The sequence below is a fragment of the Ectopseudomonas khazarica genome (assembly GCF_004521985.1).
In the GTDB taxonomy this organism is placed as follows: domain Bacteria; phylum Pseudomonadota; class Gammaproteobacteria; order Pseudomonadales; family Pseudomonadaceae; genus Aquipseudomonas; species Aquipseudomonas khazarica.
In genome coordinates this window covers 13,210-28,775 of the sequence record NZ_SBHZ01000005.1, presented here as the reverse complement: position 1 = coordinate 28,775, position 15,566 = coordinate 13,210, and the positions used below count along the sequence as shown (strand labels likewise).

The window sequence follows — 15,566 nt, the reverse complement described above, 5'->3', positions numbered from 1 at the left end:
CGGTCGCCGCTGAATGCTGGGAGTGGTAGAACAAGATGAACACTCATTACATCGCAGGTCAGTGGCAGCCCGGTCAGGGCGAGCCGCTGCAGTCGCTCGACCCGGTCAGCCAGGCCGTCGTCTGGGAAGGCCAGGGCGCCACTGCCGCACAGGTCGATGCGGCTGTCAGCGCCGCGCGTGGCGCGTTCTCGCTATGGGCCGCGCATTCGCTGGACGGGCGTATCGCCGTGCTGGAGCGTTTCGCTGCCTGCCTGAAGACGCGTGCCGATGAGGTGGCGCGGGCGATCGGTGAAGAGACCGGCAAGCCCCTGTGGGAGGCCGCCACCGAGGTGACCAGCATGGTCAACAAGGTGGCCATTTCCATCCAGAGCTATCGCGAGCGCACCGGTGAGAAGAGTGGTCCGCTGGCCGATGCCACGGCGGTGCTGCGGCACAAGCCGCATGGCGTGGTGGCGGTATTCGGTCCGTACAACTTCCCCGGGCACCTGCCCAACGGGCATATCGTGCCGGCGCTGCTGGCCGGTAACTGCGTGCTGTTCAAGCCCAGCGAACTGACGCCCAAGGTGGCCGAGCTGACCCTGCAATGCTGGATCGAAGCCGGTCTGCCGGCAGGCGTGCTCAACCTGTTGCAGGGCGGCCGCGAAACCGGCGTGGCCCTGGCCGGGCATCCCGGTATCGATGGCCTGTTCTTCACCGGCTCCAGCCGCACCGGCAACCTGCTGCACGCGCAGTTCGCCGGGCGCCCGGACAAGATCCTGGCGCTGGAGATGGGGGGCAACAACCCGCTGATCGTCGATCAGGTGGCCGATGTCGATGCCGCGGTCTACACCATCGTGCAATCCGCCTTCATCAGTGCGGGTCAGCGCTGCACCTGCGCGCGCCGTCTGCTGGTGCCGCAGGGCGCCTGGGGCGATGCCCTGCTGGCGCGCCTGGTGCAGGTCGCCGGGCAGATCCGGGTGGGGCGTTTCGACGAGCAGCCGGCGCCCTTCATGGGCTCGGTGATTTCCCTGCAGGCCGCCGCACAGCTGATGCAGGCGCAGGCCGATCTGCAGGCCAAGGGCGCCAGCGTGCTGCTGGCGATGACGCAGCCGCAGGCCGATGCGGCACTGCTGACGCCCGGCATCGTCGATGTCACCGCCGTGGCCGAACGCCCGGACGAAGAATTCTTCGGCCCGTTGCTGCAGGTGGTCCGCTACGCAGATTTCGACGGGGCCATCGAGGAAGCCAATGCGACGGCCTATGGCCTGGCTGCCGGTTTGCTGTCCGATTCGCGGGCCCGCTACGAGCAGTTCTGGCTGCATAGCCGTGCCGGCATCGTCAACTGGAACAAGCAACTCACCGGCGCTGCCAGCAGCGCCCCGTTCGGCGGCATCGGCGCCTCCGGCAACCATCGCGCCAGTGCCTACTATGCGGCCGACTACTGCGCCTACCCGGTGGCGTCGCTGGAGAGCGAGACCCTGGCCCTGCCTGCGACCCTGACCCCGGGAGTGACCCTGTGATGTCCGCCTATGAAATGAACTTCGACGGCCTGGTCGGGCCGACGCACAACTACGGCGGTCTGTCCTACGGCAACGTGGCATCGCAGAGCAACAGCCAGGTGGTATCCAGCCCCAGGGAGGCCGCCAAGCAAGGGCTGGCCAAGATGAAGGCGCTGATGGACATGGGCTTCAAGCAGGGCGTGCTGGCCCCGCAGGAGCGCCCGGATGTCGGCGCGTTGCGGCGCCTGGGCTTTACCGGCAGCGACGCCGAGGTCATCGCCCGCGCCGCGCGCGAGGCCATGCCGCTGCTGGTGGCGAGCTGCTCGGCATCGAGCATGTGGACGGCCAACTCCTGCACCGTCAGCCCTAGTGCCGACACGGCCGATGGTCGCGTGCACTTCACCGCTGCCAACCTCAACTGCAAGTTCCACCGCAGTATCGAGCACCCGACCACCAGTCGCGTGCTGCAGGCCATGTTCGCCAACGACGCGCACTTCGCCCACCACCCGGCGTTGCCGGCGGTGGCGCAGTTCGGTGACGAGGGCGCGGCCAACCACACGCGTTTCTGCAAGGGCTATGGCGACGCCGGCGTGGAGTTCTTCGTCTACGGGCGCAGTGCCTTCGATACGCGCTATCCAGCCCCGGCGCGCTACCCGGCGCGGCAGACCCTGGAAGCCAGCCAGGCGGTCGCGCGCCTGCACGGCCTGAGCGACGCGGGCGTGGTCTACGCCCAGCAGAACCCGGCGGTGATCGATCAGGGCGTGTTCCACAACGATGTGATCGCGGTGGGCAACGGCGAGGTGCTGTTCTACCACCAGGACGCCTTCCTCGAGACCGACAAGGTGCTGGCCGAACTGGGCGACAAACTGGCGCGGCGCGGCGGCAACTTCCAGGCCGTCTGCGTGCCGGGCTCGGCGGTGAGCGTGCAGGATGCGGTGCGCTCGTACCTGTTCAACAGCCAACTGCTCACACGCGCCGATGGCAGCATGCTGCTGGTGGTGCCGGAAGAATGTCGCAACAATGCCAGCGTCTGGCGCTACCTCGAGCAACTGACCGCCAGCGGCGGGCCGATTCGCGAGGTGCGCGTGTTCGACCTCAAGCAGAGCATGCAGAATGGTGGCGGCCCGGCGTGCCTGCGCTTGCGCGTGGCGCTCAAGGAGCAGGAACTGGCGGCGGTCAATCCGGGAGTGGTGATGAGCCACGCGCTGCATGACACCCTGGTGGCCTGGGTCGACAAGCACTATCGCGATCGCCTGAGCGAGGCCGATCTTGCCGATCCGCAATTGCTCGGCGAATGCCGCACGGCATTGGATGAACTGACGCAGATCCTTAAACTGGGCTCGGTCTATCCTTTCCAACTGAACTGACCCCAACCCCGGAGATTTTATGAGCGACGCGCTGCAACTGATTCTCGAAGATAACGACGGCACCCAGCTGGAGACGTCCTGCACCCGCTTTGCGGTGGTCTGGCAGGGCAAGGAACTCTGGGTTCAGGCCGTTGGCGATCAGTTGCTGATCGGCGTCGACGTGGAGGAGGGGGATACCGAGTATGCCAACCTGCTGCTGCGCCCACAGGCCACCAACCTGGTCAGCCTGCAGCTGGAAATGGAGCCGGTGGACGATGATGAAGATCATGTCCATGGCCCCGACTGCAACCACTGATCGTCGAGCCATGTAGGCGCGGCTGCCGCTCGCGCCTGCACGAAGTGCTGTAAAGCAAGGAGTCGCCATGCTGGTCCTCGGCAAACTGCTTGAACTGACCCTGGCCGGCCACGAGCCGTCGGCGAAGATTCAACTGACCCCCGATGGCACGCGCCTGCGCTGGCTGGATGAAGGCGCGCTGGAGGTGACCCCGCCAGCGGCGCGCGACAACGGCCTCGACCTGCTGCTGTCCGCCGGTATTCACGGCAACGAGACCGCGCCGATCGAGATGCTCGATCGCCTGCTGCGCGGCATCGCACGCAACGAGCTGCGCCCGGCCGCGCGCATTCTCTTCCTGTTCGGCAATCCCGAGGCCATGCGCCGTGGCGAGCGTTTCGTCGAGCAGGACATCAACCGCCTGTTCAGCGGTCGCCATGAGCAATCCAGTGGTTTCGAGGCCATTCGTGCCTGTGACCTGGAGCATCTGTCGGCCACCTTCTTCGGCAAGGAAACGGGCCGCACGCGTCTGCACTACGACCTGCATACCGCGATTCGCGGCTCGAAGATCGAGCAGTTCGCCCTCTACCCCTGGCAGGAAGGTCGCGCTCATTCGCGGCGAGAGCTGGAGCGTCTGCGCGCCGCCGGGATCGAGGCCGTGCTGCTGCAGAACAAGCCGTCGATCACCTTCAGCGCCTACACCTATGCGCAGCTCGGGGCCGAGGCCTTTACCCTGGAACTGGGCAAGGCGCGTGCGTTCGGGCAGAACCAGCTGGTCAATCTCGATCTGCTGGAGAACGCCTTGCAGGCGCTGATCGAGGGGCGTGAGGTGGTCACCGGCGAACCGACCCTGGATGGCTTGCAGCTGTTCGCCGTGTCGCGGGAGATCATCAAGCACAGCGACAGCTTCCAGTTGCACCTGCCTGCGGATATCGAGAACTTCACCGAGCTCAAGCCGGGCTATCTGCTCGCCGAGGACATCGCCGACACCCGCTGGCTGGTGGAAGAGCAGGGCGCCCGCATCATCTTCCCCAATCCCAGGGTCAAGAACGGCCTGCGCGCCGGCATCCTCATCGTCCCGGACGACGGTGCCAGCCTGGTGTAGCCAGCGCGCCAGCTGCCTGGGTATCCGGGTGGCATCGCGGCTGAAGCCGCACCTGCGTCAAACGCCCCATCCCGTAGAAGCGGCTTCAGCCGCGATACAGCTCTCCCTCTGGCCACACGCCGACTGTCAGCAAGGACAGTCGGCTCGCTCGCCGTTCCGCCGGATTTTGCGCCAACTGTATCTTGTGGCCCCCTTCGCGACCTCTTTAGCATGGCCCTTTCGCCAATGAACGGGAAAGCCTGCCATGCCCCTGATCGACCTGCGTAGCGACACCGTCACCCAACCCACCGCCGCCATGCGCGAAGCCATGATGGCCGCCGAACTGGGCGATGACGTCTACGGTGAAGACCCCAGCGTCAACCATCTGGAAGCCTGGCTGGCCAAGGAGCTGGGCTTCGAGGCGGCGCTGTTCGTTCCCACCGGGACCATGAGCAACCTGCTGGGCCTTATGGCGCACTGCGAGCGCGGAGACGAATACATCGTCGGCCAGCAGGCGCACACCTATAAGTACGAGGGTGGCGGCGCCGCCGTGCTCGGTTCGATCCAGCCGCAGCCGATCGAAGGCGAGGCCGATGGTTCGCTGGACCTGGGCCGGGTCGAGGCAGCGATCAAGCAGGATGACTTCCATTTCGCCCGCACGCGTCTGCTGGCCCTGGAAAACACCATGCAGGGCAAGGTGCTGCCGCTCGACTACCTGGCGGCGGCGCGTGAACTGACGCGCCGGCGGGGCCTTAGCCTGCATCTGGATGGCGCCCGCCTGTACAACGCGGCGGTCAAGCTGGGCGTGCCGGCGCGCGAGATCACCCAGCACTTCGATTCCGTCTCGGTGTGCCTGTCCAAGGGCCTCGGGGCGCCGGTTGGCTCGGTGCTGTGCGGCAGCACCGCGCTGATCGCCAGGGCGCGGCGCCTGCGCAAGATGGTCGGCGGCGGCATGCGCCAGGCCGGCGTCCTGGCGGCGGCCGGCCTCTATGCGCTGCAGCATCAGGTCGAGCGCCTGGCCGAGGACCACGCCAAGGCGGCGCACCTGGGCGAGGCGCTGCGTGCGTTGGGTTACAGCGTTGAGCCGGTGCAGACCAACATGGTCTACGTGCAGCTCGGCGAGCGTGCCAGCCAGGTCGGCGCCTTCATGGCCGAGCGGCGCATTGTCGTCAGCGCGGCGCCGCGTCTGCGCCTGGTTACCCATCTGGATGTCGGTTCCGAGGGCGTCGAGCGGGTGATCGAGGCATTCGCCGCTTTCCGCGATCATTGATCCTGCTGCCGACCGCCCATAGCGGTCGGCTATCAACAAGGCACTAGCCGCGGGCGAATGGACCGATATAATGCGTCCCTTTGCAGACTGCGTGACAACGGCCGCGCTCGGCCATGCTGCGTTGGAAACGGCATCGAAATGCTCGTTCGGCATCCGCAACCACGGATGGGGCGACGTTGCATGCGTTGTCGTTTCCTGCCTTGCCTGACCGTCGCTCGCCACGTTCTCGCGTCGTCTGCTTCGCCGGCTCTGCCGTGGCCGCCTGATTCCGTGGATGACCCCTATGAAAAGCGCAGAAATCCGTGAAGCCTTCCTGAGCTTCTTCGAAGAAAAAGGGCACACCCGTGTCGCTTCCAGCTCGCTGATTCCGGCGAACGACCCGACCCTGCTGTTCACCAACGCGGGGATGAACCAGTTCAAGGACTGCTTCCTGGGCCTGGAGAAGCGTGCCTACACCCGCGCCACCACCAGCCAGAAGTGCGTGCGTGCCGGCGGCAAGCACAACGATCTGGAAAACGTCGGCTACACCGCGCGCCACCACACGTTCTTCGAAATGCTGGGCAACTTCAGCTTCGGCGACTACTTCAAGCGCGATGCCATCCACTACGCCTGGGAGTTCCTGACCTCCGAGAAGTGGCTGAAGCTGCCCAAGGAAAAGCTCTGGGTCACCGTCTACGCCACCGATGACGAGGCCTACGACATCTGGACCAAGGAAGTCGGCGTTCCCACCGAACGGATGATCCGCATCGGCGACAACAAGGGTGCGCCGTACGCTTCCGACAACTTCTGGGCGATGGGTGACACCGGCCCATGCGGTCCGTGCACCGAGATCTTCTTCGACCATGGCGAGCACATCTGGGGCGGCCCGCCCGGTTCGCCCGAGGAAGACGGCGACCGCTACATCGAGATCTGGAACAACGTATTCATGCAGTTCAACCGGACTGCCGATGGCGTGCTGCACCCGCTGCCGGCGCCAAGCGTGGACACCGGCATGGGCCTGGAGCGCATCAGCGCCGTGCTGCAGCACGTCAACTCGAACTACGAGATCGACCTGTTCCAGAACCTGCTGGCCGCTTCCGCCAAGGCCATCGGCTGCGCCAACGCCGGCGAGGCGTCGCTGAAGGTGGTGGCTGACCACATTCGTTCCTGCAGCTTCCTGATCGCCGATGGCGTGACGCCGTCCAACGAAGGCCGTGGCTACGTGCTGCGCCGGATCATTCGCCGCGCCTGCCGTCACGGCAACAAGCTGGGCGCCAAGGGCAGTTTCTTCTACCAGATCGTCGCCGCCCTGGTGGCCGAGATGGGCGAGGCCTTCCCCGAACTCAAGCAGCAGCAGACGCACATCGAGCGCGTGCTGAAAACCGAAGAAGAGCAGTTCGCCAAGACCCTGGAGCAGGGCCTGAAGATCCTCGAGCAGGACCTGGCCGAGCTGAAAGGCAAGGTCATTCCCGGCGACGTGGTGTTCAAGCTGTACGACACCTACGGCTTCCCGGTCGACCTGACCGCCGACATCGCCCGTGAGCGCGAGCTGTCGGTGGACGAAGCAGGCTTCGAGCGCGAGATGGAAGCGCAGCGCGAGCGCGCCCGCTCCGCCAGCGCCTTCGGCATGGATTACAACTCCCTGGTCAAGGTCGACACCGACACCCATTTCCTCGGTTACGAAGGCACCAGCGGCAGCGGCCAGATCATCGCCCTGTTCAAGGCCGGCGCTGCCGTCGACAGCCTCGCCGAGGGCGAGGAGGGCGTGGTGGTGCTGGATCAGACCCCGTTCTACGCCGAGTCCGGCGGCCAGGTCGGTGACTGCGGCTACCTCGAAGATGCCGGCGTGCGCTTCGACGTGCGCGACACCACCAAGGCTGGCGGCGCCTTCCTGCATCACGGCGTGGTGGTACGCGGCGGACTCAACGTCGGCACCAGCGTCAAGGCCGAAGTCGAGGCCGAGGTGCGCCAGGCCACGGCACTGAACCACTCCGCCACCCACCTGCTGCACGAAGCCCTGCGCATCGTGCTCGGTGATCACGTGCAGCAGAAGGGCTCGCTGGTCAACAGCCAGCGTCTGCGCTTCGACTTCAGCCACTTCGAGGCGATCAAGCCCGAGCAGCTCAAGCAGCTCGAGGACATCGTCAACCGCGTGGTGCGCGAGAACTCGGCGGTGGAAACCGAAATCACCGATATCGAGACGGCCAAGGCCAAGGGCGCCATGGCCCTGTTCGGCGAGAAGTATGGTGACCAGGTGCGCGTACTGAGCATGGGCGGCGACTTCTCCGTCGAGCTGTGCGGTGGTACCCACGTGGCTCGCACCGGCGACATCGGTCTGTTCAAGATCGTCAGCGAAGGCGGTGTGGCCGCCGGCGTGCGCCGTATCGAAGCGGTCACTGGCGCGCAGGCGCTGGCCTACCTGAACGGTGCCGAGGAGCAGCTCAAGGAAGCCGCTTCCCTGGTCAAGGGCAATCGCGACAACGTGCTGGACAAGCTGTCCGCACTGCTGGAACGCAACCGTCAGCTGGAGAAGGAGCTGGAACAGCTCAAGGCCAAGGCTGCCAGCGCGGCGGGCAACGACCTGGCTGCCTCGGCGGTGGACGTGAAGGGCACCAAGGTGCTGGCGGCGCGTCTCGACGGCCTGGATGGCAAGGCGCTGCTGGCGCTGGTCGATCAGCTGAAGAACAAGCTGGGTAGCGCGGTGATCCTGCTCGGCGGCGTGTTCGACGAGAAAGTGGTGCTGGTCGCTGGTGTCACCCAGGACCTGACCGGCAAGCTCAAGGCCGGTGACCTGATGCGTCAGGCCGCAGCGGCCGTGGGCGGCAAGGGCGGTGGTCGTCCGGACATGGCCCAGGGCGGTGGCGTCGATGCCGGCAAACTGGACGAGGCCCTGGCCCTGGCCGCTGCCCTGGTCGAGCAGGCTTCGTAACGAGTGAGAAAGCGGGGCCCGCAGTGCGTCCGGCGGGCCTTGGCAGTATGACCCGATGCGGGTTTAATGGGCGCCCTTCGAGGATTCAGGCGGCTTTTTGAAATGGCTTTGATCGTACAGAAGTTTGGGGGCACCTCCGTCGGCACCATCGAGCGTATCCAGCAGGTGGCCGACAAGGTGAAGAAATTCCGCGAGAACGGTGACGACATCGTCGTGGTGGTTTCCGCCATGAGCGGTGAAACCAACCGCCTGATCGATCTGGCCAAACAGATCACCGACGGCGAACCGGTCTCGCGCGAACTGGATGTCATGGTGTCCACCGGCGAGCAGGTGACCATCGCTCTGCTGGCCATGGCGCTGATCAAGCGCGGCGTGCCGGCGGTGTCCTATACCGGCAGCCAGGTGCGCATCCTCACCGACAGCGCCTACAACAAGGCGCGCATTCTGCAGATCGACGACCAGAAGATTCGCGCTGACCTCAAGGCCGGGCGTGTCGTCGTCGTTGCCGGTTTCCAGGGTGTCGACGAGCACGGCAGCATCACCACGCTCGGCCGTGGCGGTTCCGACACCACCGGCGTGGCCCTGGCTGCGGCCCTGAAGGCCGACGAGTGCCAGATCTACACCGACGTCGATGGCGTCTACACCACCGATCCGCGCGTGGTGCCCAAGGCCCAGCGTCTGGAAAAGATCACCTTCGAAGAAATGCTGGAAATGGCCAGCCTGGGCTCCAAGGTGCTGCAGATCCGTTCGGTGGAGTTCGCCGGCAAGTACAACGTCCCGCTGCGCGTCCTGCACAGCTTCCAGGAGGGGCCGGGCACCCTCATTACCCTTGATGAAGAGGAATCCATGGAACAGCCGATCATTTCCGGCATCGCCTTCAACCGCGACGAAGCCAAGCTGACCATCCGTGGCGTGCCGGACCTGCCGGGCGTGGCTTTCAAGATTCTCGGCCCGATCAGCGCTGCCAACATCGAAGTCGACATGATCGTGCAGAACGTGGCGCACGATAACACCACCGATTTCACCTTCACCGTGCACCGCAACGACTACAACAATGCCCTGAACGTCCTGCAGAAGACTGCGGACGAGCTGGGTGCTCGCGAAGTGGTCGGCGACACCGACATCGCCAAGGTGTCCATCGTCGGCGTCGGCATGCGCTCCCACGCAGGCGTGGCCAGCCGCATGTTCGAGGCACTGGCCAAGGAAACCATCAATATCCAGATGATCTCCACTTCCGAGATCAAGGTTTCCGTGGTGATCGAAGAGAAGTACCTGGAGCTGGCCGTGCGTGCACTGCACACGGCTTTCGAGCTCGACGCCCCGGCTCGACAGGGCGAGTGATCTATCCGAAAGGCGCGGCTGGTTCCGCGCCTTTCGTTTTTTTGACTGGCAGGCGGGAACTTTCTTTCTGCGCGGGCTGGTCAATACTTGGGTGGAGGTTTCCAGGCTTGAACAAGCAGGAAGCTGGCACCATTTTCTTTTTTGCAGACTGTTGTCCTGAAAATGTAATCCGTGAGGAGAAAGGAATGCTGATTCTGACTCGCCGGGTCGGAGAGACCCTGATGGTCGGTGATGATGTGACTGTCACCGTGTTGGGCGTGAAAGGTAACCAGGTGCGCATTGGCGTCAATGCGCCGAAAGAGGTTGCCGTGCACCGTGAGGAAATCTACCAACGTATCCAGAAAGAGAAAGGTGACGAACCAAGCCACTAATTTTTCTACAAATTTTTGTTTGCAAACGGGGAAAACATGTTTATCATGCGCCCCGTGTTGCGGAGAGGTGGCCGAGTGGCCGAAGGCGCTCCCCTGCTAAGGGAGTACACCTCAAAAGGGTGTCGGGGGTTCGAATCCCCCCTTCTCCGCCATTATTCAGCGAGTCGGGCGCAAGCCGGGCTGGCGAATCAACCAGAGGTGATCTGGTATAAAAGCACCGACCGGACTCATAGCTCAGCTGGATAGAGTACTCGGCTACGAACCGAGCGGTCGGAGGTTCGAATCCTCCTGAGTCCGCCATATTCAATGGCTTGCATCGCTGCAAGCCATTTTGTTTCAACCAGCGGTGATCTGGTCTAAAAGCGCCAAAGGTCGCACGAAAGCGCAGTCGCTTTCGAGTGATCTGCAACGGACTCATAGCTCAGCTGGATAGAGTACTCGGCTACGAACCGAGCGGTCGGAGGTTCGAATCCTCCTGAGTCCGCCATATCGAATGGCACTGCAGCGATGCGGGGTCATGCGTCAACCAGAGGTGATCTGGTATAAAAGCACCGACCGGACTCATAGCTCAGCTGGATAGAGTACTCGGCTACGAACCGAGCGGTCGGAGGTTCGAATCCTCCTGAGTCCGCCATACCAAAAGGGCCTGCAGCGATGCAGGCCCTTTTTCTTTGCGCGTCATTTCTTCACGCAGCCGGCCTCGTCGAAGCTGATCAGCTGGTTGTCGCCGCGCTTGTCGCGGTAGTGATAGCGCTGCCTGCCGTTCTGCCGGGTGATCCTGTCCGGCTTGCCCAGGCTGCTTTCCACGTCGGCGCTGCTCATGCCGCTGCGCACCTCGCGGCGGATGATCGCCTGGCGCTTTTCGCTGCTGCTGAGCAGGTTGCCGCAGCCGTCATCCTGCTCGCCGACGATCACGGGCGCCCTGGAGCGCGTCGTGGGTGTCGCGGTGCGCGCCCTGGGGACGGCCAGGGGGATGGGCTTGCCGCTGCCGGCGGAGTGGTTGCGCACCTCCTGCCTGTACTGCGTCTGCTCGGGGGCGCAGCCGTGGCGGGTGAAGGTGATCTGCCCGTTGCTGTCTTCGCAGCGGAACACGCTGGTGGCCGAGCTGTCTTGAATAGGGTGGAGCAGGGCGGCAGCGCACAGCGCCGCGATGTGCAGTCCTCGCATGATTCGTCCTCCTTGACGTTCACCGGGCCAGCTTAAGCGGTTATTTCTCTTTCGTCAGGGTGTCCTGGGCCTAGTGACTGGCGTCACTGACTCAGGTTTTCACGCGGGATCGAAGTTTGCGATGCAAGCAATTGTTCTTGCCGCGCTTTTGTCACGTACAAAGCGGTTCTGCGGTGTTATCATTCGCCGCGTCAGCCCCGCCGGGGCTTGTGGAATACCACCATGGACTTACCCAGTAGTTACTCAATACTCCCATCGCACAATCGTGTAACACCTGATTGATCCCCTTTGGCGTGCCCGCCAACTGGGGGTGGAGCGCGCTATGACTGAAGTAGAAGCCAAGAAGCCGCAGGAAAGCTTGCAGGATCGCCTGGCACAGGTGGTCGAACTGCTGCATCGGCACAAGCTGGTCGAGGACCTGACCCACCGTCAGGAAGGCCAGCACCATGACCGGGTCGAGAGCCTGGTACACCGACAGAATCTCGCCGAGCTGCAGCGTAAGCTCGACGATGTGCACCCCGCCGACATCGCCCACATCCTCGAGGCCCTGCCGCTCGACGACCGTCTGACCGTCTGGCAGCTGGTCAAGGCCGAGCGCGATGGCGACATCCTGCTGGAAGTCTCCGACGCCGTACGGGAAACCCTGATCGCCGACATGGACGATCACGAGATTCTCGCGGCGGCGAAGGATCTGGACGCCGATGAGCTGGCCGACCTGGCACCCGAACTGCCGCGCGACGTCGTCCATGAGCTCATGGAGTCGCTCGATGCGCAGCAGCGTGAGCGCGTGCGTTCGGCCCTGTCCTACGAAGAGGATCAGGTCGGCGCGCTGATGGACTTCGAGATGGTCACCATCCGCGAGGACGTCAGCCTGGAGGTGGTGCTGCGCTACCTGCGTCGTCTCAAGGAGCTGCCAGGCCATACCGACAAGCTGTTCGTGGTCGACTACGACGGCGTGCTCAAGGGCGTCCTGCCGATCAAGCGCCTGCTGGTCAATGATCCGGAGAAGCAGGTCGGCGAAGTCATGGCCGACGATCCGGTGAGCTTCCACCCGGACGAGGACGGCTACGACGCCGCTCAGGCCTTCGAACGCTACGATCTGATTTCCGCACCCGTGGTGGACAAGAACGGCAAGCTGATCGGCCGTCTGACCATCGACGAGATGGTCGACCTGATCCGTGAGGAAAGCGAAAGCGAAGTGCTGAACATGGCCGGTCTGCGCGAGGAGGAAGACATCTTCGCCTCGGTGTGGAAGTCGGTCCGCAACCGCTGGGCCTGGCTGGCGATCAACCTGGTGACGGCTTTCCTCGCCTCGCGGGTGATCGGCCTGTTCGAGGGCTCCATCGAGAAGCTGGTGGCGCTGGCGGCGCTGATGCCCATCGTGGCCGGCATCGGCGGCAACTCCGGCAACCAGACCATCACCATGATCGTGCGCGCCATGGCGCTGGGGCAGATCAGCACCGGCAACACCGCGCGGCTGGTGCGCAAGGAGCTGGGGGTTTCCCTGATCAACGGCATCCTCTGGGGCGGGGTGATCGGTGGCGTCGCCTACTCCCTCTATGGCAGTTGGTCGCTGGGTGTGGTGATGACGGCGGCGATGACGCTCAACCTGTTGCTGGCGGCGCTGATGGGGGTGCTGATCCCCATGACTCTGGCGCGCCTCGGGCGCGACCCCGCCATGGGCGCCAGCGTGATGATCACCGCCATGACCGACAGCGGCGGTTTCTTCATCTTCCTGGGCATGGCGTCGATCTTCCTGCTGTAGATCGCGCCACCGCCCGGCCATTCGGACGGTTCGTGTGCTGCGAGCCGTCTGCCCCTGCCGCGATTGCCGTTCCTGGCAGTCGCTTGCCACTCCCATCGAGCGATGACCTGAGGCACTGGCTGCCCCTGGCAGCCTGACATGGGCCGTCGCCGGCAGTGGCGCCCGGCGGCAGATTGTCGCTGCCTGGATGCGCGGCGATGCACTGCCTGGGTTGCGCGTCGGTCATGCGCTTCCGCTCGTCCATCCCCGGCGTGGCGCGGGAGGCGGGGTGGCCTGGTTCAGGCGGCGTTTCGGGGCGCTTCTCCTCCTTTGGTAGTGCTTGTGAGAAAAACACTACATATCAGGCATTTCAGGCCGGCTGGAGGTTTGCCTCAAACGCGCGTTTCAGGCTAAGGTTCGGCAGCTCTGTCCAGGCGCTGACCCCGGACGCTCCTAATCGATAACGAATGCAGCCCATGAGCTGCTGGCCAAAAGGAGCCAAGATGACCCCCAGTGAACTTCTTCTCGAGGGTGTCGAGCTCATGCTGTTCGGCATGGGCTTCGTGTTTGCCTTTCTGGTACTGCTGGTCGGCGTGGTCAGCCTGATGTCACGCATGATCGGCGTCTTCGCCGCGCCCGCTGCCGCAGCCCCCACCCCGGTATCCGTTGCCAGGCCGGCCACCCACGAGCCGGATGCGCAGACGCTGGCCGCCATTCAATCCGCCATTGCCCAGCACCGCGCGCGTCGCGGTTGATCAGGTTCAGAGGGAGTACCTGTATGACAGCCGTAAAACAAGCACTCGGCATTACCGATGTGGTGCTGCGTGACGCCCATCAGTCGATCCTCGCGACCCGCCTGCGCCTTGAAGACATGCTGCCGATCGCACCCAAGCTGGATCAGGTCGGCTTCTGGTCGGTGGAGTCCTGGGGCGGCGCGACCTTCGATGCCTGCATTCGTTACCTCGGCGAAGACCCCTGGGAGCGCATCCGCGAGCTGAAGAAGGCGATGCCCAATACGCGTCAGCAGATGCTCTTGCGTGGGCAGAACCTACTGGGCTACCGGCACTATGCCGACGACGTGGTGGAGAAGTTCGTCGAGCGTGCGGCGGTCAATGGCGTCGACGTGTTCCGTGTCTTCGATGCGATGAACGACCCGCGCAACCTGGAAACGGCCCTCAAGGCCGTGAAGCAGCAGGGGCGGCATGCCCAGGGGACCATCTCCTACACCACCAGTCCGGTGCACACCCTGCAGATGTGGGTCGACCTGGCCAAGCGCATCGAGGACATGGGCGCCGACTCGGTGGCCATCAAGGACATGGCCGGCATTCTCACGCCCTACACCGCGTTCGAGCTGGTGTCGCGCCTGAAGAGCAGCCTGGCGATCCCGATCCACATGCAGTGCCATGCCACGGCGGGGCTGTCCTCGGTGGCCATTCTCAAGGCGGTGGAGGCCGGTATCGACAACGTCGACACGGCAATCTCCTCGCTGTCGATGACCTACGGCCATTCGCCTACCGAATCGGTGGTGGCGATGTTCCAGGGCACCGAGCGCGATACCGGGCTCGACCTGGAGCTGCTCGAGGAAATCGCCGCCTACTTCCGCGAGGTGCGCAAGAAATACGCGAAGTTCGAGGGCAACCTCAAGGGCGTCGACTCGCGCATCCTGGTCGCCCAGGTGCCGGGTGGCATGCTCACCAACATGGAGAGTCAGCTCAAGGAGCAGGGCGCCCAGGACAAGTTCGACCAGGTGCTGGCCGAGATCCCTCGGGTTCGCGAAGACCTCGGCTTCATTCCGCTGGTGACGCCGACCTCGCAGATCGTCGGCACCCAGGCGGTGATCAACGTGCTCACCGGCGAGCGTTACAAGTCCGTGACCAAGGAAACCGCCGGTGTGCTCAAGGGCGAGTACGGCGCGGCGCCGGCCGCCTTCAATGCCGAGTTGCAGGCGCGTGTGCTCGATGGGGCCGAGGCGATCACCTGCCGTCCCGCCGACCTGCTCGACGCCGAGATGGACAAGCTCACCGCCGAGCTCAAGGGCATCGCTCAGGAGAAGGGCATCAAGCTCGCCGCCGACGCCATCGACGATGTGCTGACCTACGCCCTGTTCCCGCAGATCGGCCTGAAGTTCCTGGAGAACCGTGGCAATCCGGCCGCCTTCGAGCCGGTGCCAACCGGCAAGGAAAGCCTGGCCCGCGAGCCGGGCAAGCCCGAGGTCTACACCGTCGAGGTGAACGGCAAGGCCTTCGTCGTGCAGGTCAACGAAGGCGGCGACATCGAGGGGCTCAAGCCCGTCGGTGGCGCGTCGAGCGCCGCGCCGGCAGCAGCAGCGGTGACTGCCGGCGCCGGCGAGCCGCAGGCGGCGCCACTGGCCGGCAACATCTTCAAGGTGCTGGTGCAGCCAGGCCAGGCCGTGGAGGAGGGGCAGCTGGTGATCATCCTCGAAGCGATGAAGATGGAAACCGAAATCCGCGCCTTCAAGGCCGGCACGGTCGGGGCGGTCAACGTCAAGGTCGGTGATGCGGTGGCGGTGGGCGACAGCCTGCTGACCATCGGCTGAGGGGCGCG

At 64.5% G+C, this 15,566-nt stretch carries 12 protein-coding genes and 4 tRNA genes; 15 read left to right on the top strand and 1 reads right to left on the bottom strand.

The genetic code is table 11. The features are described 5' to 3' along the window. Nucleotides 1-35 precede the first annotated feature (35 nt). The 12 genes from astD to EPK82_RS07320 all read left to right on the top strand — a co-directional run bounded on the left by astD (nucleotide 36) and on the right by EPK82_RS07320 (nucleotide 10,724). Entirely contained in the window at nucleotides 36-1,499 is a 1,464-nt protein-coding gene (gene astD, locus EPK82_RS07375) for a succinylglutamate-semialdehyde dehydrogenase (protein WP_134676193.1), read from the top strand. Beyond that, nucleotides 1,499-2,845 carry an N-succinylarginine dihydrolase gene (astB, locus tag EPK82_RS07370; RefSeq protein ID WP_037048414.1) on the top strand — a complete coding sequence of 449 codons (1,347 nt, stop codon included), beginning with the start codon at nucleotides 1,499-1,501 and terminating at the stop codon, nucleotides 2,843-2,845. Before astD ends, astB begins: the two co-directional genes overlap by 1 nt. A 19-nt stretch (nucleotides 2,846-2,864) precedes the next feature. After that, the gene (locus EPK82_RS07365) at nucleotides 2,865-3,140 is read left to right on the top strand and encodes a hypothetical protein (protein WP_037048412.1); all 276 of its coding nucleotides are present in this window, start codon (nucleotides 2,865-2,867) and stop codon (nucleotides 3,138-3,140) included. Nucleotides 3,141-3,207: 67 nt separating this feature from the next. Next, complete coding sequence (gene astE, locus EPK82_RS07360; protein ID WP_134676192.1) at nucleotides 3,208-4,221, top strand: succinylglutamate desuccinylase; 1,014 nt, start codon at nucleotides 3,208-3,210, stop codon at nucleotides 4,219-4,221. Nucleotides 4,222-4,465: 244 nt separating this feature from the next. Continuing rightward, nucleotides 4,466-5,470 carry a low-specificity L-threonine aldolase gene (gene ltaE / locus EPK82_RS07355; protein ID WP_134676191.1) on the top strand — a complete coding sequence of 335 codons (1,005 nt, stop codon included), beginning with the start codon at nucleotides 4,466-4,468 and terminating at the stop codon, nucleotides 5,468-5,470. A 283-nt stretch (nucleotides 5,471-5,753) separates the two neighbouring features. After that, nucleotides 5,754-8,378: an alanine--tRNA ligase gene (gene alaS / locus EPK82_RS07350; protein WP_134676190.1), complete on the top strand. Its 2,625-nt coding sequence runs from the start codon at nucleotides 5,754-5,756 to the stop codon at nucleotides 8,376-8,378. Nucleotides 8,379-8,480: 102 nt separating this feature from the next. After that, entirely contained in the window at nucleotides 8,481-9,719 is a 1,239-nt protein-coding gene (locus tag EPK82_RS07345; RefSeq protein WP_047586507.1) for an aspartate kinase, read from the top strand. A gap of 185 nt (nucleotides 9,720-9,904) precedes the next feature. Beyond that, nucleotides 9,905-10,090 carry a carbon storage regulator CsrA gene (gene csrA / locus EPK82_RS07340; RefSeq protein ID WP_003244478.1) on the top strand — a complete coding sequence of 62 codons (186 nt, stop codon included), beginning with the start codon at nucleotides 9,905-9,907 and terminating at the stop codon, nucleotides 10,088-10,090. Between the two features lie 61 nt (nucleotides 10,091-10,151). Next, nucleotides 10,152-10,242: transfer RNA gene (locus EPK82_RS07335), tRNA-Ser, on the top strand. 71 nt (nucleotides 10,243-10,313) lie between these two features. Next, nucleotides 10,314-10,390 (top strand) — tRNA-Arg (locus EPK82_RS07330). A gap of 110 nt (nucleotides 10,391-10,500) precedes the next feature. Beyond that, nucleotides 10,501-10,577 (top strand) — tRNA-Arg (locus tag EPK82_RS07325). A 70-nt stretch (nucleotides 10,578-10,647) separates the two neighbouring features. Then, nucleotides 10,648-10,724, top strand: a tRNA-Arg gene (locus tag EPK82_RS07320). 44 nt (nucleotides 10,725-10,768) lie between these two features. On the opposite strand, the gene EPK82_RS24990 is transcribed toward EPK82_RS07320, so the two are convergent. Then, nucleotides 10,769-11,257, bottom strand: coding sequence for a DUF4124 domain-containing protein (locus tag EPK82_RS24990; protein WP_134676189.1), 489 nt, complete (start codon nucleotides 11,255-11,257; stop codon nucleotides 10,769-10,771). A gap of 322 nt (nucleotides 11,258-11,579) precedes the next feature. Here EPK82_RS24990 and mgtE point away from each other — a divergent pair, with 322 nt between their 5' ends. The 3 genes from mgtE (at nucleotide 11,580) to oadA (ending at nucleotide 15,558) form a co-directional block, all read left to right on the top strand. Continuing rightward, nucleotides 11,580-13,022 (top strand): magnesium transporter, encoded by a 1,443-nt coding sequence (gene mgtE / locus EPK82_RS07310; protein ID WP_037057120.1) that lies wholly within the window; start codon nucleotides 11,580-11,582, stop codon nucleotides 13,020-13,022. A 482-nt stretch (nucleotides 13,023-13,504) separates the two neighbouring features. After that, nucleotides 13,505-13,756 carry an OadG family protein gene (locus EPK82_RS07305; RefSeq protein ID WP_037057123.1) on the top strand — a complete coding sequence of 84 codons (252 nt, stop codon included), beginning with the start codon at nucleotides 13,505-13,507 and terminating at the stop codon, nucleotides 13,754-13,756. 23 nt (nucleotides 13,757-13,779) lie between these two features. After that, a complete protein-coding gene (gene oadA / locus EPK82_RS07300) occupies nucleotides 13,780-15,558 on the top strand; it encodes a sodium-extruding oxaloacetate decarboxylase subunit alpha (protein ID WP_134676188.1) in 1,779 nt (592 codons plus the stop codon). Nucleotides 15,559-15,566 lie beyond the last annotated feature (8 nt).

What these genes read in the sequence shown, in the direction of transcription:
- EPK82_RS07345 (WP_047586507.1), top strand. Translation starts at nt 8,481, where the DNA reads ATGGCTTTGATCGTACAGAAGTTTGGGGGCACCTCCGTCGGCACCATC.
- oadA (WP_134676188.1), top strand. Translation starts at nt 13,780, where the DNA reads ATGACAGCCGTAAAACAAGCACTCGGCATTACCGATGTGGTGCTGCGT.
- astD (WP_134676193.1), top strand. Translation starts at nt 36, where the DNA reads ATGAACACTCATTACATCGCAGGTCAGTGGCAGCCCGGTCAGGGCGAG.
- alaS (WP_134676190.1), top strand. Translation starts at nt 5,754, where the DNA reads ATGAAAAGCGCAGAAATCCGTGAAGCCTTCCTGAGCTTCTTCGAAGAA.
- astB (WP_037048414.1), top strand. Translation starts at nt 1,499, where the DNA reads ATGTCCGCCTATGAAATGAACTTCGACGGCCTGGTCGGGCCGACGCAC.
- astE (WP_134676192.1), top strand. Translation starts at nt 3,208, where the DNA reads ATGCTGGTCCTCGGCAAACTGCTTGAACTGACCCTGGCCGGCCACGAG.
- EPK82_RS07365 (WP_037048412.1), top strand. Translation starts at nt 2,865, where the DNA reads ATGAGCGACGCGCTGCAACTGATTCTCGAAGATAACGACGGCACCCAG.
- EPK82_RS07305 (WP_037057123.1), top strand. Translation starts at nt 13,505, where the DNA reads ATGACCCCCAGTGAACTTCTTCTCGAGGGTGTCGAGCTCATGCTGTTC.
- mgtE (WP_037057120.1), top strand. Translation starts at nt 11,580, where the DNA reads ATGACTGAAGTAGAAGCCAAGAAGCCGCAGGAAAGCTTGCAGGATCGC.
- EPK82_RS24990 (WP_134676189.1), bottom strand. Translation starts at nt 11,257, where the DNA reads ATGCGAGGACTGCACATCGCGGCGCTGTGCGCTGCCGCCCTGCTCCAC.
- csrA (WP_003244478.1), top strand. Translation starts at nt 9,905, where the DNA reads ATGCTGATTCTGACTCGCCGGGTCGGAGAGACCCTGATGGTCGGTGAT.
- ltaE (WP_134676191.1), top strand. Translation starts at nt 4,466, where the DNA reads ATGCCCCTGATCGACCTGCGTAGCGACACCGTCACCCAACCCACCGCC.